Origin of the sequence: Solibacillus kalamii (assembly GCF_002174535.1) — a bacterium.
Lineage (GTDB): Bacteria > Bacillota > Bacilli > Bacillales_A > Planococcaceae > Solibacillus > Solibacillus silvestris.
In genome coordinates this window covers 1-25,883 of the sequence record NZ_NHNT01000012.1, presented here as the reverse complement: position 1 = coordinate 25,883, position 25,883 = coordinate 1, and the positions used below count along the sequence as shown (strand labels likewise).

23 protein-coding genes and 1 other RNA gene are annotated in these 25,883 nt (G+C 39.4%); 18 read left to right on the top strand and 6 right to left on the bottom strand.

Going from position 1 to position 25,883, the window contains the following annotated elements; translation table 11 throughout:
* The first annotated feature begins 5 nt into the window (after positions 1–5).
* The 4 genes from asnS (at position 6) to CBM15_RS15295 (ending at position 3,142) form a co-directional block, all read left to right on the top strand.
* The gene (asnS, locus tag CBM15_RS15310; RefSeq protein WP_087618179.1) at positions 6–1,301 is read left to right on the top strand and encodes an asparagine--tRNA ligase; all 1,296 of its coding nucleotides are present in this window, start codon (positions 6–8) and stop codon (positions 1,299–1,301) included.
* A gap of 84 nt (positions 1,302–1,385) precedes the next feature.
* Positions 1,386–2,117 carry a DnaD domain-containing protein gene (locus tag CBM15_RS15305; RefSeq protein WP_087618178.1) on the top strand — a complete coding sequence of 244 codons (732 nt, stop codon included), beginning with the start codon at positions 1,386–1,388 and terminating at the stop codon, positions 2,115–2,117.
* A gap of 18 nt (positions 2,118–2,135) precedes the next feature.
* On the top strand, positions 2,136–2,795 hold the full coding sequence (nth, locus tag CBM15_RS15300; RefSeq protein WP_087618177.1) for an endonuclease III: 660 nt from the start codon (positions 2,136–2,138) through the stop codon (positions 2,793–2,795).
* Positions 2,792–3,142, top strand: coding sequence for a YpoC family protein (locus tag CBM15_RS15295; protein WP_087618176.1), 351 nt, complete (start codon positions 2,792–2,794; stop codon positions 3,140–3,142). Before nth ends, CBM15_RS15295 begins: the two co-directional genes overlap by 4 nt.
* A 113-nt stretch (positions 3,143–3,255) precedes the next feature.
* Here the strand turns inward: CBM15_RS15295 and CBM15_RS15290 are convergent, their stop codons facing one another.
* Together CBM15_RS15290 and recU are read right to left on the bottom strand one after the other, a co-directional pair.
* Positions 3,256–5,943 carry a penicillin-binding protein 1A gene (locus CBM15_RS15290; protein ID WP_087618175.1) on the bottom strand — a complete coding sequence of 896 codons (2,688 nt, stop codon included), beginning with the start codon at positions 5,941–5,943 and terminating at the stop codon, positions 3,256–3,258.
* Positions 5,930–6,613 (bottom strand): Holliday junction resolvase RecU, encoded by a 684-nt coding sequence (recU, locus tag CBM15_RS15285; protein ID WP_087618174.1) that lies wholly within the window; start codon positions 6,611–6,613, stop codon positions 5,930–5,932. Before recU ends, CBM15_RS15290 begins: the two co-directional genes overlap by 14 nt.
* A 181-nt stretch (positions 6,614–6,794) precedes the next feature.
* On the opposite strand from recU, the gene CBM15_RS15280 reads away from it, so the two are divergent.
* From CBM15_RS15280 to CBM15_RS15240, 9 genes are all read left to right on the top strand, one after another.
* Entirely contained in the window at positions 6,795–7,025 is a 231-nt protein-coding gene (locus tag CBM15_RS15280; RefSeq protein WP_008404851.1) for a hypothetical protein, read from the top strand.
* 99 nt (positions 7,026–7,124) lie between these two features.
* Complete coding sequence (locus CBM15_RS15275) at positions 7,125–7,490, top strand: YppE family protein (protein ID WP_008404849.1); 366 nt, start codon at positions 7,125–7,127, stop codon at positions 7,488–7,490.
* Positions 7,483–9,759, top strand: a complete 2,277-nt coding sequence (locus tag CBM15_RS15270; protein WP_087618173.1) for a DEAD/DEAH box helicase — start codon at positions 7,483–7,485, stop codon at positions 9,757–9,759. The genes CBM15_RS15275 and CBM15_RS15270 overlap by 8 nt, the downstream gene beginning before the upstream one ends.
* Before the next feature lie 4 nt (positions 9,760–9,763).
* Complete coding sequence (locus tag CBM15_RS15265) at positions 9,764–11,026, top strand: ribonuclease H-like domain-containing protein (RefSeq protein ID WP_087618172.1); 1,263 nt, start codon at positions 9,764–9,766, stop codon at positions 11,024–11,026.
* A gap of 100 nt (positions 11,027–11,126) precedes the next feature.
* Entirely contained in the window at positions 11,127–11,426 is a 300-nt protein-coding gene (gpsB, locus tag CBM15_RS15260; RefSeq protein WP_008404845.1) for a cell division regulator GpsB, read from the top strand.
* Positions 11,427–11,489: 63 nt separating this feature from the next.
* An RNA gene (rnpB, locus tag CBM15_RS15255) (RNase P RNA component class B) lies at positions 11,490–11,872 on the top strand.
* Between the two features lie 198 nt (positions 11,873–12,070).
* Entirely contained in the window at positions 12,071–13,819 is a 1,749-nt protein-coding gene (locus CBM15_RS15250) for a putative bifunctional diguanylate cyclase/phosphodiesterase (RefSeq protein ID WP_087618171.1), read from the top strand.
* A 4-nt stretch (positions 13,820–13,823) separates the two neighbouring features.
* Positions 13,824–14,963: a THUMP domain-containing class I SAM-dependent RNA methyltransferase gene (locus CBM15_RS15245; protein WP_087618170.1), complete on the top strand. Its 1,140-nt coding sequence runs from the start codon at positions 13,824–13,826 to the stop codon at positions 14,961–14,963.
* A gap of 187 nt (positions 14,964–15,150) precedes the next feature.
* The gene (locus CBM15_RS15240; protein ID WP_087618169.1) at positions 15,151–17,052 is read left to right on the top strand and encodes an ATP-dependent DNA helicase; all 1,902 of its coding nucleotides are present in this window, start codon (positions 15,151–15,153) and stop codon (positions 17,050–17,052) included.
* A 278-nt stretch (positions 17,053–17,330) separates the two neighbouring features.
* Here CBM15_RS15240 and CBM15_RS15235 read toward each other — a convergent pair whose 3' ends face one another.
* The 3 genes from CBM15_RS15235 to CBM15_RS15225 all read right to left on the bottom strand — a co-directional run bounded on the left by CBM15_RS15235 (position 17,331) and on the right by CBM15_RS15225 (position 19,623).
* Positions 17,331–17,795, bottom strand: a complete 465-nt coding sequence (locus CBM15_RS15235) for a chemotaxis protein CheX (RefSeq protein WP_087618168.1) — start codon at positions 17,793–17,795, stop codon at positions 17,331–17,333.
* Between the two features lie 313 nt (positions 17,796–18,108).
* The gene (locus CBM15_RS15230; RefSeq protein ID WP_008404837.1) at positions 18,109–18,561 is read right to left on the bottom strand and encodes an NUDIX hydrolase; all 453 of its coding nucleotides are present in this window, start codon (positions 18,559–18,561) and stop codon (positions 18,109–18,111) included.
* A gap of 72 nt (positions 18,562–18,633) precedes the next feature.
* Positions 18,634–19,623, bottom strand: a complete 990-nt coding sequence (locus CBM15_RS15225; RefSeq protein WP_087618167.1) for a S66 family peptidase — start codon at positions 19,621–19,623, stop codon at positions 18,634–18,636.
* Between the two features lie 145 nt (positions 19,624–19,768).
* Here CBM15_RS15225 and glsA point away from each other — a divergent pair, with 145 nt between their 5' ends.
* Complete coding sequence (gene glsA, locus CBM15_RS15220; RefSeq protein WP_087618166.1) at positions 19,769–20,689, top strand: glutaminase A; 921 nt, start codon at positions 19,769–19,771, stop codon at positions 20,687–20,689.
* Between the two features lie 52 nt (positions 20,690–20,741).
* Here the strand turns inward: glsA and abc-f are convergent, their stop codons facing one another.
* Positions 20,742–22,202 (bottom strand): ribosomal protection-like ABC-F family protein, encoded by a 1,461-nt coding sequence (gene abc-f / locus CBM15_RS15215; protein WP_087618165.1) that lies wholly within the window; start codon positions 22,200–22,202, stop codon positions 20,742–20,744.
* Between the two features lie 485 nt (positions 22,203–22,687).
* On the opposite strand from abc-f, the gene CBM15_RS15210 reads away from it, so the two are divergent.
* From CBM15_RS15210 to CBM15_RS15195, 4 genes are all read left to right on the top strand, one after another.
* On the top strand, positions 22,688–23,416 hold the full coding sequence (locus CBM15_RS15210) for a DUF2087 domain-containing protein (protein WP_087618164.1): 729 nt from the start codon (positions 22,688–22,690) through the stop codon (positions 23,414–23,416).
* A gap of 11 nt (positions 23,417–23,427) precedes the next feature.
* Entirely contained in the window at positions 23,428–23,775 is a 348-nt protein-coding gene (locus tag CBM15_RS15205; protein ID WP_087618163.1) for a DUF6176 family protein, read from the top strand.
* 222 nt (positions 23,776–23,997) lie between these two features.
* The gene (locus CBM15_RS15200) at positions 23,998–25,047 is read left to right on the top strand and encodes a YeeE/YedE family protein (RefSeq protein WP_087618162.1); all 1,050 of its coding nucleotides are present in this window, start codon (positions 23,998–24,000) and stop codon (positions 25,045–25,047) included.
* A 16-nt stretch (positions 25,048–25,063) separates the two neighbouring features.
* Positions 25,064–25,288, top strand: coding sequence for a sulfurtransferase TusA family protein (locus tag CBM15_RS15195; RefSeq protein WP_008404823.1), 225 nt, complete (start codon positions 25,064–25,066; stop codon positions 25,286–25,288).
* Positions 25,289–25,883 lie beyond the last annotated feature (595 nt).

Below are 25,883 nucleotides of genomic sequence, written 5' to 3'. Positions count from 1 at the left end.
ACTTTATGAAAAAAATTATGATTAAAGATATGCCAAATCATATTGGCGAAACAGTAAAAATTGGTACATGGTTAGCTAACAAACGTTCTAGCGGTAAATTGGCTTTCCTTCAGTTACGTGATGGCTCAGGCTTCGCACAAGGTGTAGTCGTGAAAGAAGAAGTAGGCGAAGAACTGTTTGCAGTAGCTAAAGGCATGACACAGGAAACGTCAATGTATGTGATTGGTGAAGTTAAAGCAGACGAGCGTTCTTCTTTCGGTGCTGAGTTAAATGTTACAGGTATCGAAGTAATCAGCCCTGCTAAAGACTACCCAATTACACCAAAAGAGCATGGTACAGAATTTTTAATGGACAACCGTCACTTATGGTTACGTTCTCGTAAACAACATGCGATCATGAAAGTACGTAACGAAATTATTCGTGCAACATATGAATTTTTCAATGAAAATGGCTTTACAAAAATGGACCCGCCAATTTTAACAGGTTCTTCACCTGAAGGGACATCAGAGCTGTTCCATACGAAATATTTCGATGAAGATGCATTCCTTTCCCAATCAGGTCAGCTTTACATGGAAGCTGCTGCAATGGCATTAGGAAAAGTATTCTCGTTCGGTCCTACATTCCGTGCAGAAAAATCAAAAACGCGTCGTCACTTAATCGAGTTCTGGATGATCGAGCCTGAAATGGCATTTGTCGAACATGATGAAAGCTTGGAAGTACAGGAGCAATATGTATCACATATCGTACAATCTGTTCTGAAAAACTGTAAGCTTGATTTAGAGCGTCTAGGCCGTGATACATCAAAACTTGAAAACGTGAAAGCACCATTCCCGCGTATTTCTTATGATGAAGCGATCGAGTTTTTACATGAGCAAGGCTTTGATGATATTCAGTGGGGTGATGATTTCGGTGCACCACACGAAACAGCAATTGCCAACCATTATGACAAACCAGTATTTATCACATGCTACCCAATCGGTATTAAACCGTTCTACATGCAGCCACACCCAGAGCGCGATGATGTAGTTTTATGTGCAGACTTAATCGCTCCGGAAGGCTATGGTGAGATTATCGGTGGTTCTGAACGAATTTATGATTATGAATTAATGAAGTCACGTTTAGAAGAACATAACTTATCAATGGATGCATATGCATGGTATTTAGATTTATGTAAACAAGGTGCAGTACCTCACTCAGGCTTCGGCTTAGGGTTAGAGCGTACAGTTGCATGGATTTCCGGAACAGAGCATATCCGTGAATCCATCCCGTTCCCACGTTTATTAAACCGTTTATATCCATAATTAATTTTAATTTATACAACGAGAAAACGTCCGGAATTTTGCCGGGCGTTTTCTCGTTACGAGCGCACAAAGGGGGATTCAACTATGTCTAAAAATTTTAATCGAATCCGCGTTTGGACGGAGCAATTGCAAATTACTATTCCACAATTATTTTTTAAACATTATAGCGAACTAAATATACAAGATGACGAAGCATTAATTATTCTGCATTTACTAACGTTCGAACAGGAAGGCATCGACTTTCCGACACCAAATGATTTAATGCAGCGGACCAATTTCCAATTGACGGCTATTTCTCAAATAATACAACGCTTAATGCAAAAAGGCTTTGTCGAAATTTCTCAAAGTACTGATGAATCTGGACGGCTTGCCGAGAAATACTCGATTTATCCTTTATGGGAACGACTATTGGATTTGCTGCAGTCAAAAGAACAACAACAGGTTTCAACTGCCAACAAAATAGATGAGGCAAAAATTTTCCAGCTGTTTGAACAAGAGCTGGGACGCCTGCTTTCCCCAATGGAAATCGAAACAATCGGTATGTGGATGGACTTGGACCAGCATAGTCCTGAAATCATAAAAGCCGCATTAAAAGAAGCGGTACTGGCTGATAAAGTGAACTTACGCTATATTGACCGTATATTGATCGAGTGGAAGAAGCGCAACATAAAGACACTCGCACAAATTGAAAAACATAGTGAGCAATACCGGAAAAATACGATGACAGCTTCACCGGTTCAACCGGTACATCAGCAAGATGCGGTTCAGAAAACGGAGAAAGTTTCTTTCTATAACTGGTTAGAGGAGCGAGAATAGGAGGACATTCAACTTAATATGATAACAAAAGCAAAGTGGAATCACTTTTTAGATGAGATGGATCGCATGTATCCCGATGCACATTGTGAATTAGTGCATGACAATCCGTTTGAGTTGACGATTGCAACATTATTATCTGCACAATGTACGGATGTCCTCGTCAATAAAGTGACAAAACAATTATTTCAAAAATATAAAACACCACAGGATTATTTAAATGTGTCACTTGAGGAGCTGCAGAATGATATTCGTTCAATTGGACTTTACCGTAACAAAGCAAAAAATATTCAATTACTATGTGCACGTCTGATAAATGAATATGGTGGAGAAGTTCCGGGATCTCGTGAAGAACTAGTCACATTGCCAGGTGTAGGCCGTAAAACAGCAAATGTCGTTTTGTCGGTTGCATTTGATATTCCTGCGATGGCTGTCGATACACATGTAGAGCGTGTCTCGAAGCGATTAGGACTTTGTCGATGGAAAGACAGTGTATTGGAAGTAGAAGAAACAATTATGAAAAAAACACCGATTGAACGATGGAGCCGTGCACACCATCAAATTATTTTCTTTGGTCGCTATCATTGTAAAGCGCAAAATCCGGGTTGCGGAACATGTCCGTTACTGGATGACTGTAGGGAAGGGCAGAAGCGTTTGAAAAAAGGTTTGGTAAAAATATGATGATTTCAGTACAACAAGAGGCAATTTCAAAAGAAGTGGTGGACGCGTGGTACAGTGAGTGGGAGACAATGCGTGAGACGATTCATGCAGCCCATGAACGACGTGATGGAACAGCACAGCAATTCATGATGGAAGGTATCGAACATTTTGAACAGTTTATTGTGGGCGGTTCAATTACAGAAACACCGTTTTCAGTACATAGCGAGTATGAGCTCATGCCAATCAATGGGATGGAACGTCTGCAGTTTATAAAAGCACGTCCTGGGCAATATGCATGCTATCGTCAATTGGACGAACTTTATAAAGAAACAAAAAAGCGCTGTGCAAGACTGAGAATGAAAAAGTAAACTAACCTGAAAATTTCTTCGCTTATTTTCACGTATTTCATGAATTGCGAATTATATATAAAAGAAAAAAACATCAATTTTTCCCTTAATGAGAAAAATTGATGTTTTTTATTTTAATCGTCTTCTGAGTCTTCAGGTCTTGTTTCGCCGCCTGAAGCGGGTGGGCTAGGCTGGTTCGGTGCTGGTGGTTCAGGATTGGATTCATCTGGCTCTACCGTATTATCGTTGCCATTTCCATTGCCGTTATTTCCGTTACCGTTCCCATTATTTCCATTCCCGTTCCCGTTGTTTCCGTTGCCATTTCCATTATTCCCATTGTTGTTCCCATTACCCGGCTGTTCAGGTTGTTCAGCTTCGTTCGGATCTTCAATGGAGTCATTCGGATCTTCAGGTTCTGTTATCTGGTCACCTTCCACGAATAATGCAACGCTTGCCGGATCACTTCGTAAATCACCTGAAATCGCTGTAACTGTAAATGTATACTCTTTACCGCGTTCGATGTTCGGTACTTGAATTGCGGTTGCGCTTGTCGTAGAAATGACCGTTGCCGGACCGCCATCAACTTTCATCGATACTTCAAATGTAACGGGATCCGTTTCTTCGCCGGAACCGTCCAGTGACGAATGTGACCATGTAACATCGGCCAGTTGTGCTGCATCATTGTATGACGCTTGTAAACTAGTAGGTGAATCTAAAGTTTGAGGGACAAATTCCTCTGTATATTCAGTTGGCTCTGTTCCTTTAACGAACAGCTCTGTTGCCTTTTGTGTAGCAGGTGTATATTCATTTGCCAGTTTTAAAGGATTCGATCCGATTACAATCGAAGCTGATACAACGCTGCTTGGCTGTTTAAATGATGATGACGGGTTATGCTGATTTAAATCCGTCATGATCGATTTGAACAATGTTTGTGGCAACCAGCGCTCTTCCCATGTTGTAATGGCATCTTTACGCTGTGAATAACCGCCCCAAATAGCGATCGAGTAGTTTGTTGTATACCCGGCAAACCATGTATCTGGTACTGAGCCATTCTTTAAATTGAACTTTTCAAATTCATCTGAGCCATAGTTTGTTGTACCTGTTTTACCTGCGATATCAACGCCTGATACCATCGCACGTGTTGCAGAGGCATTGCGTTTGTTACTAACTACATCACGTAAAATATCCGTTACCATATAAGCAGTATAATCACTCATCGCTTTTTTGGTTTTCGGTTTAAACGATTTTGAAGTTTTTCCATCACGGAAAACAATTTTAGTAATGGCATGCGGACTATTATAAGTACCGTTGTTGCCGAATGCTGCATATGAAGCAGCCATTTGGACAGGAGAAATATTGACGCGTCCTCCACCTAAAGCTTCAGATTCTGTTAATCCGCTTGATTCAATACCTAAGTTGCCTAAAAACTCTTTGGCGCGGTCCGGACCAACTTCACGGAAAGTTTTCACCGCCGGAATATTTCGTGATGTATAGAGCGCTTCACGCACTGTCATCGTCCCTAAATAGCGGCCATCCCAGTTTCCGATAACCTGATCTGAACCGGAATACGTAATTTTTTCATCGACCGTTGTTTGACCAGTTGACCATTTTAAATATTCAATGGCAGGACCATAATCAATTAAAGGTTTTAAAGTCGAACCAGGCTGGCGGGTTGTCATATCGTAGGCGAAGTTATAGTTAAATTCACCTGTGTAATTGCGTCCGCCGCCAATTGCACGAATTTCACCTGTTGGTGTATCGATGACTGCAACACCGGCCTGTATCTCTTCAGTAGGGAAATTGCTGTCATTGTTCATCATATCTTCTACAATCGTCTGTGCTTTCGGGTCTAGCGTTGTATATACTTTAACCCCTTCGGAAGTCAATTCGCTATCACCATTTTTTTCAAGTTCTGCTAACACAACATCCAAAAATGCAGGATATTTAGTAGTATTGTTTGCTACACGCTCTTCTTCAGGAATGAGACCGCCTGTAATAGGTTCCTTTTTTGCTTTTTCTGCGTCAGCTTCATTAATTTTGCCGTGCTGAACCATTAAGCCTAAAACGATGTTACGACGTTTTTTTGCACGGTCCGGCTTTTTGTATGGATTATAGTTATTCGGACTTTGCGGCATCCCTGCTAATTGAGCGGATTCAGCCAATGTTAATTCACTCAGTTCTTTTCCGTAAAATTCTTTTGCGGCTGTACCAAAACCGTGAATTCTACCTGACATTAGGATTTTATTAAAGTACATTTCAAAAATTTCTTCTTTACTATATTGACGTTCCAGCTTAATTGCGAGCCAAGCTTCCTGTGCTTTACGCTCCAGCTTTTTCTCATTTGTAAAGAATGAGTTTTTTACAACTTGCTGTGTAATTGTACTCGCACCTTGTGCACCAAATCCATCGCGGAAGTTGGCAAGTACGGCACCGCCAAGACGCCACAGGTCAACACCGAAATGTTCAAAAAATCGTGCATCTTCTGTTGCAATGATCGCGTCAATCATTTGCTGTGGAATATCTTCGTACTTTACATAATTTCGTTTTTCTGCACCAATTGTTGCAAAAAGTTCTCCATTTATATCATAAAACTCCGACGAGATCGGATCCTTTAATGCATCTTCATCCAGTTCAGGTGCTTTGCTGACATAGTAGCCAAATAATGCAGCACCACTTAGGAAACCAATTACCCCAATTAAAACGATTGCTAAAACAATGCGCTTAATCCATTTTCCTGCAGAAGTTTTCGGTTTTCTGGATTTTTTGTTTTTTTGTTGACGTTCGCGCTTAATTTGTTCGCGTGTTTTTCTATTTTCCGTCACGTTGTTTCTCCTCACTTTCACAAACATTGTAGTTTGCGATTAACTTTTTTACCGCCTGTAAATAATCGAGCCTTGGTACATAACCTTCGGAAATTTCGATGGCATCCTGCTCAAAAACGGCGATTGGTATGGATTTCCTTCCACCTTCACCCATTGCTGAAAACCATTTTGCCACAACATGATACGAAATGACAAAGTTACGGTTTAACGTGCTGAATCGTACAATGAAAAATGCAACTCCTCGCTGGTTTGTCACGGAATGCATATGATCCATTTGGTGAGAGTGAATGTTTTTTAATGGAAAGGATGTTTTACTATCCGTTTCTTTTGCTTCAAAGTCAATGTAATATCCATTCCATACGCCATTATAATCCGTCGTTGAAGGTGTGCGGAAATAAGCCTCTTTAATAACCGCAGCACTTCTTGCCGGATAATCTACTTTGACGATTTGTATAGGAACAGGTTTCTTGTGTATATTTGCCATATTCCTATGTAAATAAAACATATTTGTTTCATTTAGGTCATCTTCTAAGCTTTTTCCACGGTTACTGTAATTGACGGCTCTTTTATTTTTTTCTTTTGCAACCGATTGAGGTTTGGCGGATTCCTTTTTTGTCTCAATCTTTGGCGCACTTTCATAGAGTTTACCGTTTGGATAACGAATCACCATGGAATCACCTTCTTTCCTGGAAGAAATAATACTTTAATAGTGTATCACAAACAATGTACCCGTTAATAATTTTGTAAAAGCTATGCAAAATATAACTTCTTTTAGCGAATGGACACTATTTTTGCCACATGACAAGGATTCCGTGAAAAAAGAAAGAATCATTGTGAAAAGGGGGCATTATATGTCGAAATTATCACGCTTAATCGAACAAGTTGAAATGGCACAAACATTATTATCTTTGCAAATGGAACGCGAGCAATTAAGAATGAAAGTGGAGCATTTAACCAATCTACTCTCAGTTTATCAAAAAGTTAGCTTAGCAGAAACAAAGAGTCAAGTAAAGAATGCCTGTTCGCATATAAGTAGTACAAACGATGAGAATTTGATACACTTAAGAACAAATATACTTTAGCCTGAATGGGCAAAGACTATTAAAATATTGTCTTAGCAGCGAACTACAGTAATTTCCGCTGCAAGGCTAAAACAGATGAAATCATTCGAGGTGCTCTTTATGCAATTAATAGATAAAACATACCAATTAATAGAAGAATGTGATGCGTGTTTACATCGTTTTCAGGAAATGCGACGTTTAGACAAGGAGCCGGATTTCTTTCAAGAGGTCAAGCCACATGTCGATGAAGTCCATACACGTATTCACGAATGGCAGCAGCAGTCGACAAATTGGATAAAAAGTACGTACCCAAAAAATTTATATGTACAACAAATTGACCACGCAGCCGATGCGATGGAACAATTTGTTGTACAGTCTTTCTTTAAAGGAACGAGCAAAAAACGGTTTATTCAATCAATCCAATCTGCCCAATATACATTGAAGCTACTCGCAACGAAGATTGAGGAAGGTGAAGACGGTGCTTAGTAAGAAAAGAACCATTTCGCAGCTTGTCGACGAGTGGCAATATGACGAGGAAATGAAGCAAAATATTGTCGCCATGCATACGATCGATGAAAAACAGGCCCAGTATGCAGACTTTCCGTCCAATCTACACCCATCGATTATTAAAGCATTGCATGGGCGCGGCATTGAGCAGCTTTATATCCATCAGCGTCAAGCATTCGACTATGCACAACAGCAAAAGCATTTTACTGCGATTACACCGACTGCTTCGGGGAAATCGTATTGCTACCATTTGCCGGTTTTACAGCAAATTTTAGAAGATCGCTCAAGTCGCGCCATTTATTTGTTTCCTACTAAGGCGCTTGCACAGGATCAGAAATCAGATCTTAATGAACTGATTGAACTGATGGATGAGGATATATTAAGTTACACATATGATGGAGATACAGCACCAGGCATTCGCCAAAAGATTCGAAAAGCCGGTCATATCGTCATGACAAATCCGGATATGCTGCATTCAGGCATTTTACCGCACCATACGAAATGGGTATCCCTTTTTGAAAACTTAAAGTATATCGTCATTGATGAGCTGCATACGTATAAAGGCGTGTTCGGTTCACATGTCGCGCATGTTATAAGAAGACTTCAGCGTATTTGCGAATTTTATGGAAGCAATCCGATTTTTATTTGTACGAGTGCCACGATCAAAAACCCTAAAGAATTAGCAGAAAGCCTGACAAATAGTAAGCATGAGCTGATCGAGCAGTCAGGTGCACCTGTAGGGAAGAAAACATTTGTTTTTTACAACCCGCCGATCGTCCATCCGACATTTGGCGTTAGACGCAGTGCCGTGCTCGAAGTACGCGATATTTCAAAGCGCTTGTTTGAAGCGGGTATTCAAACGATTATTTTTGCAAAGTCAAGAGTTCGTGTGGAAATGCTCGTTACGTATTTAAAGACATTAACAGCAAAGAAAATTATGGATGAATCCATTCAAGGCTATCGTGGTGGTTATTTACCGAGTGAACGGCGAGAAATCGAGAAAGGCTTGCGGACTGGGTCGATTCAAATGGTTGTCAGTACGAATGCACTAGAATTGGGTGTCGATATCGGCCAATTACAGGCATGTATTATGACCGGTTACCCCGGGAATATTGCGAGTGCCTGGCAGCAAGCGGGTAGGGCAGGAAGACGTCAAGATGAGGCGCTCATTGTGTATGTTGCGCAATCGACGGCATTGGACCAATATGTTGTCCAAAATCCTAGCTATCTATTAGGAAGTTCACCAGAAGAAGCACGTATTAACCCGGAAAACCTGTTAATTTTAATGGAGCATTTAAAATGTGCGGCGTTTGAACTGCCATTCTCGATGGAAGATACGTACGGGGAATATGAAGTTCAGGAACTATTAGCCTATTTAGAAGAAGAAGGCGTGCTTGTGCGTACGAGTACGAAATGGCATTGGATGAGCGACCGTTTCCCGGCTCATGAAATTTCGCTGCGATCTGCCGCACAGGAAAATGTCGTCATTATCGATATCTCAACACCTGCCAATACGAAAGTAATCGGGGAAATGGATACGTACAGTGCGATGACTCTTTTACATGAAGAAGCCATCTATTTGCACCAGGGGATTCAGTTCCAAGTTGAAAAGCTCGATTGGGAAGAGAAAAAGGCATTCGTTCGTGAAGTGGATGTCGACTATTTTACGGATGCGAATTTGGCTGTCGAGCTGAAAGTGCTGAGTGAAGATAAATCGGCACCATTTAAAAACTCGACAGTAAGTTACGGAGATGTAAGTATTCTGGCCATTCCTACTATATTTAAGAAAATCCGTTTTAATACACATGATAATATCGGATCCGGTCCGATTTCGATTCCTCCGATGGAAATGCATACAAATGCGACATGGATGAGCTTTGACTTACCGGCTAATTGGACAGAAGAGCAGCTGACCGATGCACTGACAGGGGCTGCCTATGCAATGGGGAGCTTTATCCCTCTATTCATCCATTGTGACCGGTCGGATGTGTCGGTTGTCCCGCAAGTAAAAGCGATTCATAATGAAAAGCCGACATTGTTTATTTATGACAGTTATCCCGGTGGTATCGGCTTGAGTGAACGTGTGTACGATGTATTGCTGTCGCTGCTTGAAAGAACAGCACAGCATGTGGAGAACTGTCCGTGTCAGCAAGGTTGTCCTTCATGCATTGGTGCGCAGGATAGTTTAGGTGAAAACAAAAAACAAGTAATGAAAGTATTAAATATTTTAATAAACGAAATGATGTGAAAACATGTCGTATGAAAATAAACTATTGCAAATGAAAAAACTGCTTGGTAAAAAAACGGAGCAAAAAAAAGAAAAGCCAAAATTCATAAAACCTGAACCGCCTTTATATAGCGAGCAGTGGCAACAGGCAGGGCTTGAACGGGTAGAAAATGAATTCGGTATGCTTTTTAAACGGGAAGTGCATTATCCTTTTGATTATCAGCACGGCGACTACAAGCTCGGGGAATTTTTTCATTCCTTAAAACGCTGGAAGTTCGAAGCCGAAGATCATCCGTTTGCCATAAGCGGTAATGAAACGATAGTATTTTTTGATACAGAAACAACCGGTTTAAAAGGTGCGGGTACCCACATATTTCTGCTCGGTTTTTTGGAAGTGGATGATGAAGGTTTTACGCTAACACAGTATGTATTGGCGGATCCTTCGAATGAAGCGGCACTTCTTTTTGAATCAAAGTTATGGCAGCGAAATGTTACAATTGTTTCCTATAACGGAAAAAGCTTCGACTGGCCGCAGCTTCAAGTGCGCTGGACGTTGAATCAGCAATTTTTACCGCCTTTGAAATCACAGCGGCAAATTGATTTGCTGCATAGTACGAAACGTCTTTGGAAAGATGATTTATCGCGTATGAAGCTTACCCAAGTGGAACAGGACAAGCTCGGCTTTTACCGAAAAGGAGATATACCAGGTCATTTAGCACCGATAATTTATTTTGATGCGGTAAAAAGCGGGAATGCGGAAACGTTAATGAAAGTACTGTTGCATAATGAATGGGATTTACTGTCGCTGATTACTTTGTATATTCATTCAACGAATTTATTGTTCGATGATATATCAACAGAATCGGCAACAACGTATACGAATATCGGAAAATGGTTTGGCGATTTAAAAAAGCGGCAAACTAGTACGGAAATATTTCAGGCAGTGACAGCACATTTCGAAACAAAAGATACCGGTTATGCGCATTTTTATTTAGCGTATGAATTGAAGCGCATTGGAGAAACGGATCTGGCAATCCAATCGTTTCAAACAGCCCTTCCGGCAATCCCTGTCAGAAAACAGCTGCAGGCATACGAACAGCTAGCCATTCTATATGAACATAAAGTAAAGGACTACGAACAGGCATACAATTATACAAAAATAGGGAATAATCTACTTCCTGAAATCCCGTTTCAAAAAGAAACCCATCTTCAAAACCAGCAAAAGAATTGGCAGAAAAGGCTTAGTCGTTTGGCCAATAAAAGAAATAAAAATTTTTTCGACAAATAATGAAAAATTTTTCGACAACTAGAACATATGTAGTCGTCCCATTTGTCAGACCTATGCTATAATAAATCAAAGAAGTAGCGTGATGGAAGGACGAGGAATAATGGATATTAAATTAACAGCTGACCATATATTGGAAAAAGAATTCAAAAAGAGTATGAAAGGTTATAACATTGACGAAGTGGATCAATTTTTGGATGTAATTCGTGAAGATTATGACACATTTACTGCAAAAATTGCTTCTTTAGAAGAGGAGAACGAGCGCTTAAAGCAAGAGCTGGCAAACTCAAGCCGCAAATCGGCGGTAGCTCCTGCTCCAACAGCAAATAGTACAAACTTCGATATTTTAAAGCGACTTTCAAACTTGGAGAAGCATGTTTTCGGGAGTAAGCTTTACGAATAGTTAAACTATTCATGGGAATATTGTTTTTTTTCTATTATTGCAGTATACTTTATTCATACATCAATATTCGAGTAATCGCTGCGATTTCTATATCGTAGAGGAAAGTCCATGCTCACACGGTGCTGCGATGCCCGTAGTGTTCGTGCTTACTGAAAAAATAAGGTAAGGCAAGAGAATTTCTCTTGACGGCGGAAGGAACTCCTAAGTCTTTTAGATATGGACAAAACTTCCTGAAAGTGCCACAGTGACGGAGCTTATAGTGAAAGCTATAAGGTGGAACGAGGTAAACCCCATGAGTGAGAAACCCAAATTATGGTAGGGGCACTCTCCTGAAGGAATTGAACGGATGGAGGGACGGTCAGCATGGCCGTAGATAGATGATTACTACCTAATCGTACGAGGCGCAAGCTGTTTGAGTACTTAGGAACAAAACATGGCTTATTGATTATTGATGCTTTTTTCTGAACATATAAAAGGGCTCTCCATTCTTTTGTGGAGAGCCTTTCTTAGTAGAAAAAATTATTATAATTTTAAAAATGAAGGCTCATAACGGGCGATTACGGATCAAAATCTATAAAACAACACTTATTTCTGCCGGAGTGAATATATATATAAAATTGTTTTTTATTTAAGGGTGATATTTCTTGAGCGAATTGAAGTCTAATAGATCCATCATGCAAGAACTGGCACTGTCTCAGTTCCCAAAAGAATTAATCGAAAGAGTTTTTGAAAATATTGCGGAAGGTATAATGATTACCGATCGGTATAGAAGAATTTTATCGATTAATGTTGCTTTTGAATTTGTAACAGGCTTTAAATTAGAAGAGGTACAAGGGGAAAAACCATCTATTTTGCAGTCAGGTGTTCATGACAGAGCTTTTTATATTGATATGTGGAAACAAATTGGCAAGACAGGTATATGGCAAGGCGAAATTTGGAATAGACGCAAAACGGGTGAATTATACCCGGAGTGGCTGACAATACTATCGATTAAAGATGAGGCAGGGAAAATCACAAATTACTGCGGCATTTTTACTGATTTGTCGGAACGTAAAATCGTAGAAGACGAACTTGAAAAAAGGTCTCTTCATGATTCATTAACTGAAGTCTGCAACCGTTTTGCCTATATTGAACGTATGAAAGCATTGCTGGAAGTGACAGAAAACAAGATGATGCCGATACAGCATGCCATTCTTTTTATGGATTTAGACCGTTTTAAGCAAGTAAATGACATGCTCGGACATGCCATTGGTGATCAGTTATTGATAGAGGTATCCAAACGTGTAAAGGCTTTAGTGAAAAACAAGGATATTTTAGCGCGCTTTGGCGGAGATGAATTTGTCATTACATTAGCAAATATCCAGCATCCACGAGAAGCTGCAAAATTTGCGGAACAGGTACTCAGAGTTTTTGAAGCGCCGATTAAAGTTCATGATCAGGATGTCTATATATCGACAAGTATGGGAATCAGTATTTATCCGGCAGACGGTACGACAACAGAACAGCTGTTAAATCGTGCAGATCGTGCTATGTCATTTTCAAAAGATAATGGGCGTAATTGCTATTCGTTTTACTTTGACGAGTTGGAAACGGATTCGAATCGAGTGCTGACACTTGATAGTGAGTTACGTAAAGCGATTGAAAACAGAGAATTTACGCTTGCCTACCAGCCGAAAATTAGTACAGAAAAAAACGAAATTGTCGGGATTGAAGCATTGGTACGTTGGAACAGTGAGAAACTTGGCTTTGTATCTCCTGCTGAATTTATCGAACATGCCGAAGAGTCGGGTTTAATTATCCCATTGAGCGAGCTTATTTTTGAGCTTGCATGTGAAGGCTATCATCAGCTTGTTTCTGCTGGTTATCCGAATGTTCCGATCGCGGTAAATGTTTCCAGCATCCACTTTCAGCAACAAAGCTTTTTGGATTCGGTTCAGACAATTTTAGAGCGTAATAATACTTCGGCCCAAAGTTTTGAAATCGAAGTGACAGAGCGGACAGTGATGAACAGTGCGCAGGAGACCGTGAGTAAATTAGTAAAGCTAAGGCAGTTAGGTTTTAAGCTTTCAATCGACGACTTCGGGACGGGGTATTCTTCGTTAAGTTACTTGGTACGGTTCCCGCTCGATGTGCTGAAAATTGACCGCAGCTTCATTCAGCATATTTGCTCGCTTGATGATAAGCAGGCAATTGTCGATGCGATTATTCAAATGGCGCATCGCCTGAAAATGAAAGTAGTGGCAGAAGGTGTGGAAACAAGTCAGCAAGTCGAACTGCTTAAATCGATGGGCTGTGATTATATTCAAGGGTATTACTACAGTAAACCTTTGCCTATGGAAGAATTAATTGACTTTATCCATTTTTGGGAAGTTGAGTATCAAGGAAGGATTTAAACGCATGACAAAATTAAATTTAGTTGCAACAGCAGCGATGGGCCTAGAGGCAATCGTAGCAGAAGAAGTACGTGAACTAGGATATGAAACACGTGTCGATAACGGGAAAGTATATTTTGAAGGGGATGAGATGGCGATTGCACGCACGAATCTATGGCTACGTGTAGCAGACCGTGTGAAAATCGTCGTTGCCCAATTCCCTGCTAAAACTTTTGACCAGTTATTTGAAGGCGTAAAAGCGGTTCAATGGGAAAAATACTTACCGGTGGATGCAAATTTCCCGGTATCAGGAAAATCGGTAAAATCGACATTGTTCAGTGTACCGGATTGTCAGGCAATCACAAAAAAAGCAATTGTTGAACGAATGAAGCTTGCATATAAACGTTTAGGATTTTTAGATGAGTCCGGCCCGACATTTAAAATCGAAATTTCGATTTTAAAAGATATGGCAACATTAACGATCGATACATCCGGGGTCGGTTTGCATAAGCGCGGATACCGCACGACTCAAGGTGAAGCACCATTAAAAGAAACACTTGCAGCAGCATTAGTAAAAATCTCAAAATGGTCACCAAGCCGTCCATTCGTAGATCCTTTCTGTGGTTCGGGAACGATTGCATTGGAAGCGGCAATGATTGGCCAAAATATTGCACCGGGTTATAACCGTGAATTTATTTCGGAATCATGGCCATGGATGAAGCAGGATATTTGGGATAAAGCGCGTGATGAAGCGGATTCTTTAGCGAATTATGATCAGGAATTAACGATAATCGGTACAGATATCGATCATAAAATGGTTGCCATTGCGCAAGAAAATGCACTTGAAGCAGGCTTTGGCGATTTATTGACATTCAAGCAAATGCAGGCGACAGATTTCACAACGAAGCTGACAGACGGGGTTATTGTTACAAACCCACCATATGGTGAGCGTATCGGTGAAGTGGAAGAAATCGAGAAAATGCTGCGCCAGTTTGGACAAGTTATGCAAAATTACCCTACGTGGTCAGTGTATATGCTGTCATCAATGGAAGACTTAGAAGTACATTACGGTAAAAAAGCGACGAAAAAGCGTAAATTATTCAACGGATTCATCCGCACAGATTTATACCAGTATTGGGGTCAAAAATCTAAGCGCGAAAATTAATAACGAAGAGCGTGTCCGAAAAGACATTTCGGAGAACGCTCTTTTTGTTGCATATTATTAGTCTTTTTTATGTAAATCATTGTATAATGATGAGTACGGAATTTTTTAATAAAAATTGTAAAATGTTAGTATTTGCGGAAGAAACTGTAATGTTTCCTTCCGCCTCATATTGAGGGGGAACATCCATTTGAGAAAATCTTTACCTTTTGAACTTTCAAGAGAAAAAACTTTCTTTGATTCGTTAGGTGATTGGCTCGGTGACGTATTATATGATGAGCTACCAGAACGAGGATTTGAATGCCGTGACGAACAAATATTCATGGCTTACCAAATAGAGCAAGCTTTAAAAGAAAAGAATGTATTATTTGCGGAAGCGGGTGTAGGAACAGGAAAAACAATTGCCTACTTATTACCGGCCGTATCATATGCGCGTTATACAGGAAAACCGGCATTAATTGCCTGTGCTGATGAAACTTTAATCGACCAGCTCGTAAAAGAGGGCGGCGATATTCATAAACTTCGTGATGTATTAGGACTTGATATCGATGTCCGTCTTGCAAAATCACGTGACCAATATTTATGTTTAAAGCGTTTTGAAGAAGCTGAAAAAACGGAAACGGAAGATTGGATTGATGATATTGCGTTTTCAATTCCGGATGGTGTGTATGCACAAGGCAGTATGATTGCGGTGCAGCCATACGGTGAGCGCTCGGACTATCCGTTAGTGACAGATGAAGACTGGGAGAAAGTAAACTACAATTCAATCATGCAATGTGCGGTTTGTGATTTACGTAATCGATGCGGTCAAACATTGCACCGTGCCCATTACCGTAAATCGACGGACCTTATTATTTGCTCGCAGGACTTCTTAATGGAACATTTGGCGACTAAGGAATCACGTGAGCGTGAAGGACAATTGCCGCTATTACCGGAAGTTTCAATGATGGTGCTTGATGAAGGACATTTACTTGAATATGCAGCTCAAAAGGCATTAACGTATAAAGTTCAGGCTTATACGATTGTCGAGTTATTGGAACGATTAATGGTAGATGGTGTCCGTGAGCGTACTTTATATGCGATGGAACATTTACAAGATCACCATGAACTGTTTTTTGACCAGTTGCGTGAAGATGTCATTAAATCAGAAGAAGAACGTAAACGTATTGTGAAATCAGAGCGACTGATCCAGTTGGGCGAACGCGTTATTGCAAATGTCGACCAATTGCTGGAAGAATTCGTTTTTGAATCGGAACTCTATATGATTCCTGAATATGAGCTGAATATGGCAGAAGAATTTTTAGAGCATTATGTTGCGGCAATTCGTATATTTGTTGCACAAGGTGATGCTGTTGATTGGCTGGAGGACACGGATGGCGAAGAGACGCTCGTCATTATGCCGCGCCTAATTACCGATGTCCTTTCCGAAACATTATTCTCGAAAAAAATGCCAATCGTGTTCTCATCGGCTACACTTTCGGTGAATAAGGATTTCAGCTATATCGCATCAAGCTTAGGCATCGAACAATACCAAAGCTTCAGTGTCCCATCACCGTTTGATTACGAAGAAGCAATGAAAATTTATTTACATGAACTTTCTCAATCTGAAAAAACGGCAAAAGTAGAGCAGCTTTTAAAAGATGGTAAACAAACGTTAATTTTATTTAAATCAAAACAGGCAATGAATCACTTTAAATCAAATGTAGGTTTAATGGAGCGATTGAATATCGCATTTGAAGGCGACCGTGAGCTTTCGGCAATCGTCCGTGAGTTCCAAAACGGTGAAGTGAAGACATTATGTTCCTATCATTTATGGGAAGGCTTGGATTTACCGGAAGAAGCGTTAACGCGCGTTATTATTTTCGACTTGCCATTCCCGCCGCATGATCCATTGTTTGATGCAAAACGTTCATTTGCACAAAATCCTTTTGAAGAAGTGGAGTTACCATTCATGCAGCTTCGACTTCAACAAGGAATGGGCCGTTTAATTCGTACATCGAATGACCATGGTGACATTCATATTTTATTAAATAATGAAGAAGTAAAAGTGAAACCAAACTTTGTGGACATTTTGGCAGTAGAGCCACAATAGTATTACTTAACCCGTTCGTTTATTCGAACGGGTTTTTGTTTAGAAATTTCTTGGGAGGCAGGCTTTTCTAATAAACGTAAGGGTGTTCTAATATAATGAAAAATCGTCTAATATAATGCTGATTTTCTAAAAAGTAGATCATATTTTCTAAAATGGGGTCGACAAGTTCAAATAAACTAGTGAATTGTTCTGATAAAGTGTAGAGATGTTCTAATATACGTAAATTTCTTCAAATAAAAAAACCTTTTATTGAAATAGTCAACAAAAGGTAATACTAATTACTCGTCTTCTTCATCATCGATTGTATAAAGGATAATGATCTCTCCAATACCTTCTATTGTTGCGGGTATTTTAAATGCTTGCTTAAAACCATATAATTTCGTATGTCCAACCATCACGGTAGGTGGCGTAATATCAAGCTCCAAATCATGTTGGACCGTGTATGTACATAAATTACCGGCAATCATATTGCCGAGTTCCCCTGTAAAAGATTCCAGCATAGCACCTTCCAAAGGCATTCCGAACATTGCAGAGCCGAGTGAACTAAATTTTTCCGGTGTACCGTCAATGATAATGCGTCCTTTAATATCACCAACTAATCCTATAAGCACACCCATCTCAAGTTGTTCATACGGTTCATTTATGATGGAAGGAGATTTTACATCTATAATCATAGGTAATATAGTTTTTAGTGAATTTATTGTCCCGTTTAAAATGGTTTGAATATGCGTCGAATTACTCAATATTTATTTCTCCTTCCTAGACTTTTAATTCATATTAACATGTTGCTTCGGTATATGTATAGAACAAATTTAAAAGAGACTGTATTGACAGACAATTCCAGAGCATATATAATGAAAATGATAATTATTATCAGTAAATAGGGCGGTGTTTAAAATGTTGTATACTTTTATTGGGGCAACAGTGATCGTTTATGTAGCAATTGGAAACTATGTATTAAAAAATGTAGCGAATTAGAAAGTAAATATTTGAAAATTATTCATCGCATTGTCACGTGGACAATGCGATTTTTATGTGGAAGCTAAATCATTTAGTTCAATTAATAGTTTCCAAATACTTTTGGATAACTATTTGATCGGGAGGGCTGATTTTTTCAGGCAGAGCACTGAAGGGAAAAAATTTCAAATCTATTGCTTCATCTGAATCAAAACGTAATGTACCGGAATAATCATCACAAATATATGTTGTTGCAACTATATATACTTCATCTCCATGTGGATATTGATAGTATAATTCTTTGCCGGAGAATATACCAAACTGTTGTAGACTATGTGCTGTAAGTCCAGTTTCCTCGTACATTTCTCGTATAGCGACTTCTTCCAATGTTTCACCTAATTCCATTGATCCACCTGCAAGTCCCCAGCATCCATTATCCTTACGAAGCTGCATTAGTAATTGCCTTTGTTCATTTAAAATAATCACGCAGGCACCCACCATAATAATAGGTGTAGTGCCAATTTTTTTGCGTAGATTCATTATATAGCTCATTGAAATTCTCCCACTTCCATTGGTTATTTTTACAATAAACGTTTCATAGACAAAATAGGTTGCGTTAATTTACTAAAGCCAATGTTCAATACAGGTAATCGTTTGAGTGATTGTATCGAGACGTATTTTTTTACTGATTGCTAAAGGAAACATCGGATGGGTATGGGCACAGTCAACATCGGCAAGTATAGGAATTATTTCTCCATCCAACTGTTCCAATAACAGATCAAGCGGCTGTTTACCGGTTCCTTCATCATCAAAGAGCTCATGTTTTCCAAGGATTATACCTCCAACTTTGTCGAAGATTCCGTGCAGTTTCAACATGGCCAAATTCTTTTCTACAGTTGACGCACTCTTTAAAGAATCCTCAATCAATAAAATATCGCCGTTTTTAATAACAGGAAAATAAGGTGTCCCGATGAAGCCATACATTGTATTATTATTGCCGCCAATTAGCCGTCCTTCGACAACACCTTCATAAATGCTAATCCATTTATTTGAATAGAGTGTTTTTGGCTTCTCATAAGTTAGCCAGTTTATCATTTCATCTGACCAGACAGGTGACATTGGAATCGTATACGGAACGCTTGGTTGACAAAAATAGTGTTTGAAATAATTGTAAGTTTCATGGACAAGCGGCTCAAATTCGCCAAATGACGGGATGAGTGCAGGGCCATAATATGTAGGTATATTCGTTTTTGCGAAAAGGGCCAATAGAATTGCAGTAGTATCAGAGTATCCGATCACAATTTTCGGATTATTTTTAAACGCTTCGTAATCGATATAGGGGAGCAGGCTATTTGAATTTGTCCCACCGATTGAGGACATGATCATTTTAATCGAAGGATCTCTTAGTAGTTGATTGAATTCTTCAGCTCGTTCTTTTGGCGTACCTGACCGATAGCCATCTTGTTTACCTGTTAGATTTCCCTCTATAATTTGAAATCCTTTTGTCTGTAAAAATTCTTTACCGCGATCGTAGCGTAATTTTGCGGTAGAAGTTGCCGGGACAGAAGATGAAAAAATACCAATTTTATCTCCTCGTTGCAATGGTTGAAACACACAATCACCTATCTTTGCTAATTTATAGTTTTCGGTATATGTTAAAATTATACAATATATTCGAATGGAAAAAAGGAAATAATAAATATAGCGTATATGATAGAAAATGGGGAGGTGAGCAGCTAGTTACGGCAACTAGTGTCCAATGAATAAATTACAAAAGATTTATGAACAGGCAAAGCAAAGGACAGCCAATGGTCAGGTCGCATCTTATATACCGGCGCTTGCTGCAGCAAATGGTGACTTGTTTGCTGTAAGTTTACTAAGTGCAGAACAGGAAATTGAATTAGGGAATTGTACAGAAACTTTTACGCTACAAAGTGTCGTGAAAGTAATCAGTTTTATGGTTGCTGCTAATTATCACGGGATAGAGGAGATTATGCACTATGTTGATGTGGAGCCGACAGGAGATTCATTTAATTCGATCGTCCGCTTGGAGAGCCATAATAATAAGCCGTTCAATCCGATGATTAATGCAGGAGCAATAACAATTGCCTCGTTACTTCCAGGTGAGACAATGTTCGAAAAAGTGAAATCTGTGACGACTTTTTTAGAACAAATTATCGGAAAGAAAGTGCATATTAATAATGAAGTGTATTTTTCGGAATATCAGTCGGCTGATTATAACCGCGCCATCGCCTATATATTACAGGCGAATGGTTTTTTGAAATCCGATGTGGAAGAAGCGCTTCAAGTGTATTTACAGCTTTGCTCGATTACAGTAGATGTATCGGATTTAGCGAAAATAGCATTTTATTTTGCGACGAATGGAAAAGAAAGTGAAGCTATCTGCAATAAGGGAGTCATTAATATTGCGAAAGCATTAATGATTACATGCGGAATGTACAATGCGTCCGGAAAATTTGCGGCTTTTATTGGATTACCAGCCAAAAGCGGTGTATCCGGAGCAATTATTGCCGTTGTACGTAATGGTGAAATAGAACAGCTGCAAGGGCCAATTGGAATCGGTATCTATGGACCCGCAATTGATCAAGTCGGCAATAGTGTGGCAGGCATCGATTTTTTGATGCATCTGTCAAAGGAATATGATTTGTTTTGTTTATAGTACGAAAAGGAACATTCCATCATAATAGATGAAGGAATGTTCCTTTCTTAATTTAATGATAAGGGATGAGCTCAATAACTTTCGCTGCTGTATTTTTTACGAATGTTGCATCATGCTCCACGAATAATAAAGTTGGTTTAAAGTGAGCGATCATTTTCTCGATTTGTTGCTGGTTAAAGACGTCCAAATAGTTGAGCGGTTCGTCCCAAATATAAAATTCTGCTTCGAGTCCGAGCGACCTTGAAAATTCGACTTTCTTTTGCTGACCCATACTCATCTTTTCAATAGGCACCTGAAAAACATCACGGTTAAATCCGAAAATACGTAAATTGTTCAAAAATAAGGTGTAATCGATTTCATGCTCCGAAGCAAAATCCTTTAATATCCCCCGGTTATCCTCATAATTTTGGCGAATTATACTTGTGCTCAACCCTTGCGGCATCATTATTTCACCATTTGCAGTACCGGAAAATGTCCCTTGTAAAAATTGAACAAGTGATGTTTTCCCGCTGCCGTTCGGTCCGACAATAGCAACTTGTTCTCCTTGGAATAGTTCAAAGGAAATAGGGTGGAACAGCGGTTGGTCACTGTAACTTAACGTAAAGTTTTTCATCCGAAGCACAGGATTCCGATGCTTATATTGACAGTTAATCGTCAAATCGCTTACCGTCTCGATATTTTTTAACAGTTTTGTTTTATCTTCAATTTTCTCCTGTGTCCGTTTTTCAATCGCCTTTGCCCGTTTATTCATGCGCTTTGCAATAGCATTCCCAAATGGATCATTGCCAGAAGGTTTTTCGCGTTGCGCGGCCCAGTTCGATTTTTCCCGCGCCGTTTTTTGCAGGCGATTTATTTCAGCATTTAATGAGCGATTTTGCTCGAGTTCAAACTCATCCTGTAGCTTTTTTTCCTGTTCATAGATGGAGAAATTCCCTTTGTATAGGCTAAGCCGGCTTTTTTCAATCGCTAAAATATGCGTCACTACTTCATTGATAAAATGCCGGTCATGACTGACGACAATAAAGCCTTTTTTCTTTTTCAAATAGTTTGCCACAATGGATCGGCCTTTCGTATCCAGGTGATTCGTCGGTTCATCGAGCAACAAAAAACGGTTTTCTCCACAAAAGACGGCCGCAAGCATTACTTTCGTTTGTTCACCGCCTGATAATTGCTCAAAGGGCGCCCATAACAACGATTGATCAAGCGACAAAAGCCGACATTCCCGCTCTAGCTTCCATAGCTCTACAGGCATTACTTCATCAATTGCGTAATACGTACTAACTTTTGAATTACGGATGGCAAGGGGAAAATATTGAAATTCTTCGTCGCTCGTAACCGTTCCGCTGTAAGGCAATTTGTTTTGCAGTAAACGCAATAAAGTTGTTTTTCCACGACCATTGCGTCCTATTAGTCCGAGTTTCCAGGAATTATCGATCGTTATGTTAATGTTGTTAAATAATGGTTCATCCAGCAAGTCATAGCTGAACGATACGTTTTTCATTTCTATCGGCATATATGCATACCCCCAAATGTTGATTTGAAAGTATACGCATTCACAAAGATATCGATATATAAAAAATCCTTCTGAAAAAGTCAGAAGGATTAGTATTCATACGTAAATAAGCCTTTAAGTTCGCTAAAGGAAGTATAAATGGGCAGACTAATCCTATTTTATGTGAAAATGCGTATACATTTTACGTGTAAAATAGAATTATTTATCCATCAGCCATTCAACTTCCTTTCCAGTAAATTACTAGTAGTATGGCATAGATTGATTGGAAATTCAACCCTCTTTATTCCTGGAACAAATAACTCCAGAGTGCATTGACCTCCGAAAAACCTGTCTTGAAGTAAAGCCAATTTGCTTCAAGGATACAATAAATCCGATTTTTCCGCGAAGAAAATGATAAAGGTAAATTAGTTATATTTAATAAACAAAAAATAAAAACGTTTACAAATATAATAACGTATATTATAAATGTTATAGAGGTGATATTTTTGGAAATTCAAAATATTTCAACGGAAGCACTTATAAAAGGATATGAAATGAAACAGGAACGATATCAATGTTTGTTTTGTGGAGAATCCTATCATTTGGATGAAGTTTTTCCTTATGACGAACGTTTTCTAACAGCGGAAGGCATGATTAAAAAGCATATTGAGCGCGCACATATTTCACCATTTCACGCTTTGCTTGCTTTAGATAAAAAAGCAAGCGGGTTGTCAGATGTTCAAATTGAAATGATGCAGCATTTTTTCGAAGGTAAAACAGATCAGGAAATTGTAAATGATAGCAATATTTCAAGTGTATCAACGGTTCGCCAGCATCGGTTTAAACTTCGCGAAAAGGAAAAACAGGCGAAAATTTTTATTGCCCTTATGCAGTTAATGAAAAACCCTGAACCTTATCAGATTCATAAAGGAGCGAGACAAGTGGACGAACGTTACAGTATTGAACAGAAGGAACGAGAAAAAGTGCTGACTACCTATTTTAAAAACGGATTGGACGCCGGGATTGAAACAATTCCAAGTAAGGAAAAGAAAAAGCTTATTATCCTGCAACATATTTTAAAACGTTTTGAAGAGGGTAAACACTACCATGAAAAAGAGGTAAATGAAATTTTAAAGACTGTTCATGAGGATTTTGTATCGCTGCGCCGTCATCTGATTGAGTACGGCTTTATGGAGCGCAATGACGATGGTTCGGAGTATTGGGTGAAAAAATAGGGGGGCACGAGATGAAGGTGGAGTTGACACGATATCGTGTTAAAGAAGGGAAAACTCCCAAAGTTATGGAATGGCTTGATTTTCTAAACAATCACATGGAAGATGTACTCGTAACACTGGAGGGGGAAAAGATGTTTGTGGAAACAATTTTTCATGAACATTTGAATGGTGAAGAATATTTATACTGGTATTCTGTGCAAGGAAACGGTGGATTGGATGTCGAAGATTCCGCACATTGGATCGATAAAAAACATCTGGAATACTGGGATGAATGCATCGATGAAAGTTTTGGTTCGGTTGATTTAACAACAAAAGTTGTAATGATTCCTGAAAAAGTTCGGGCTAGTATGAATGATTAACGAAGCCATTACTCATGATTTCAGGAAAAGGAACTTTATAATAGAAGTGATTGTTGCTGAATATCCCTTAATAAAAATCGTTCATTTTTGTCCTTTAAACAAGAAAACCGACTAAAACTATACGATTATCTTAATATCAATCAAAATACTTGTATTATAGTAGTATTATATTATATTATATCCCTATTGATAAACTTGGTTTTATAAATAGGAGGAATTATTTTGTTGCAAATGGCAATTACGGGTATCCTTTGTGGTGCTCTTTTAGGTTTTGTGATGCAACGTGGACGCTTCTGTTTAACAGGCGGTTTCCGGGATATGTACATCGCAAAAGATAATCGTATGTTTTATGCTTTACTAGTAGCCATTGCAGTTCAAGCGGTAGGTGTATTCCTACTGATTGAGGCAGGGGCGTTTGAATATACAGCAGGCCAGTTCCCATTGTGGGCAACGATTGCCGGCGCGTTTATTTTCGGTATTGGGATTATTTTAGCTGGCGGCTGTGCAACAGGTACTTGGTATCGTGCGGGTGAAGGCTTAATCGGAAGCTGGATCGCCTTAGCATTTTACATGTTAATGGCAGCTATTATGAAGTCAGGTCCATTAGCACAATTTACAGTTGAAGCACGTACACCGGTAGTAGGTACAGATTCAATTGCCGATACATTTGGCATTAATGTCTGGTTTTTAGTCATTCCGTTTGTTGCATTGGTAGCATTTATTGTTTACCGTGAATTGCGCAAACCACGTGTGAAAATTCCAGGCTTGAAACCAAAGAAAACGGGCTTGGCACATATTTTATTTGAAAAACGCTGGAATCCGTATGTGACAGCAATTTTAATCGGTTTGATCGCGACATTGGCATGGCCGTTAAGTGCCGCATCAGGACGTATTTTCGGTTTAGGGATTACAACACCTTCAGCGAACATTCTGCAGTTTTTAGTAACTGGGGATTTAGACATCATTAACTGGGGTGTATTCCTTGTAATGGGTATTTTATTCGGTTCATACTTTGCTGCTAAAATGAGCGGTGAATTCCGTTTACGTACACCCGATACAAAAACCGTTGTACGAAGCTCTGGCGGCGGTATTTTAATGGGATTCGGCGCAAGTCTTGCAGGTGGCTGTTCAATCGGGAACGGTCTTGTTATGACATCTATGATGACTTGGTCAGGTTGGGTAGCTTTAGTATTCATGATTTTGGGGACATGGACAGCATCGTACTTCGTGTTTGTGCGTCCATCAAAAAAACGTGCAGTAGCGCGTGCTTAAGGAGAGAATAATTAATATGAAAAAAACATTAGAAGTTTTAGGAATGGTTTGTCCGTTTCCGTTAATCGAAGCAAAAGAAGCAATTAAAGAGTTAAACACAGGCGATGAGCTGGAAGTGCAATTCGACTGTACTCAAGGCACGGAATCAATTCCACGCTGGGCAGCAGAAGACGGTCATGAAGTGACAAACTACGAGCAGTTAGGCGAAGCTTCTTGGACAATTACAATTAAGAAGAAATAATTTTAAAACTATGGGGTAGCATCTCGAATTTTGAGGTGCTGCTTTTTTTATTCATTTAGGGGGTGCGGGGGATTAATTGAAATAAAGCATTTTGTGCGCTGTTTTTGAGTGGGATTCATGGGGTGATTGTGTTGTTATCGCTTTTATTAGAATTAGTGAGAGGCTTATTCGAAAAAGAGTGTGAAATCAATATTTTTTGACGGCGGGAGCGATAGGGAGTATGCGGCTTTGGTTTTTTATTAGAACATTGTAGTGAATTATTAGAACTATAGGGATGTTTATTAGAAAAAGTCGGAGGGATATTAGAAAAAAAGCGCGCCGACCCTATTTTTGACGAACGGGTGCGATAGAAAAGTACTTGGCTTGGGATTTTATTAGAACAAAATAGCGGTTATTAGAAAAAGTCGGAGAGGTATTAGAAAATCCAAAGGTGATATTAGAACATCTGGTCTTCCGTCAATATTTCGGACAAACGTTAAGAGACTTTTTTGCTACCGCCCTTCGGTTGCTCTGCTTTTCATCCCTCCATGCCCAGACCTGGGCATGGAGGGATGAAAACCCTGTAAGAGAACTTTATGAGGCATTTTGACAAACA

Excerpts from the sequence above, each read along its gene's own strand:
- CBM15_RS15265 (WP_087618172.1), top strand. The coding sequence starts at position 9,764 with ATGTCGTATGAAAATAAACTATTGCAAATGAAAAAACTGCTTGGTAAA.
- gpsB (WP_008404845.1), top strand. The coding sequence starts at position 11,127 with ATGGATATTAAATTAACAGCTGACCATATATTGGAAAAAGAATTCAAA.
- abc-f (WP_087618165.1), bottom strand. The coding sequence starts at position 22,202 with ATGCCGATAGAAATGAAAAACGTATCGTTCAGCTATGACTTGCTGGAT.
- CBM15_RS15305 (WP_087618178.1), top strand. The coding sequence starts at position 1,386 with ATGTCTAAAAATTTTAATCGAATCCGCGTTTGGACGGAGCAATTGCAA.
- CBM15_RS15205 (WP_087618163.1), top strand. The coding sequence starts at position 23,428 with ATGAAGGTGGAGTTGACACGATATCGTGTTAAAGAAGGGAAAACTCCC.
- CBM15_RS15280 (WP_008404851.1), top strand. The coding sequence starts at position 6,795 with ATGTCGAAATTATCACGCTTAATCGAACAAGTTGAAATGGCACAAACA.
- nth (WP_087618177.1), top strand. The coding sequence starts at position 2,136 with ATGATAACAAAAGCAAAGTGGAATCACTTTTTAGATGAGATGGATCGC.
- glsA (WP_087618166.1), top strand. The coding sequence starts at position 19,769 with ATGAATAAATTACAAAAGATTTATGAACAGGCAAAGCAAAGGACAGCC.
- CBM15_RS15275 (WP_008404849.1), top strand. The coding sequence starts at position 7,125 with ATGCAATTAATAGATAAAACATACCAATTAATAGAAGAATGTGATGCG.
- recU (WP_087618174.1), bottom strand. The coding sequence starts at position 6,613 with ATGGTGATTCGTTATCCAAACGGTAAACTCTATGAAAGTGCGCCAAAG.
- CBM15_RS15230 (WP_008404837.1), bottom strand. The coding sequence starts at position 18,561 with ATGAGCTATATAATGAATCTACGCAAAAAAATTGGCACTACACCTATT.
- CBM15_RS15295 (WP_087618176.1), top strand. The coding sequence starts at position 2,792 with ATGATGATTTCAGTACAACAAGAGGCAATTTCAAAAGAAGTGGTGGAC.
- CBM15_RS15245 (WP_087618170.1), top strand. The coding sequence starts at position 13,824 with ATGACAAAATTAAATTTAGTTGCAACAGCAGCGATGGGCCTAGAGGCA.
- asnS (WP_087618179.1), top strand. The coding sequence starts at position 6 with ATGAAAAAAATTATGATTAAAGATATGCCAAATCATATTGGCGAAACA.
- CBM15_RS15195 (WP_008404823.1), top strand. The coding sequence starts at position 25,064 with ATGAAAAAAACATTAGAAGTTTTAGGAATGGTTTGTCCGTTTCCGTTA.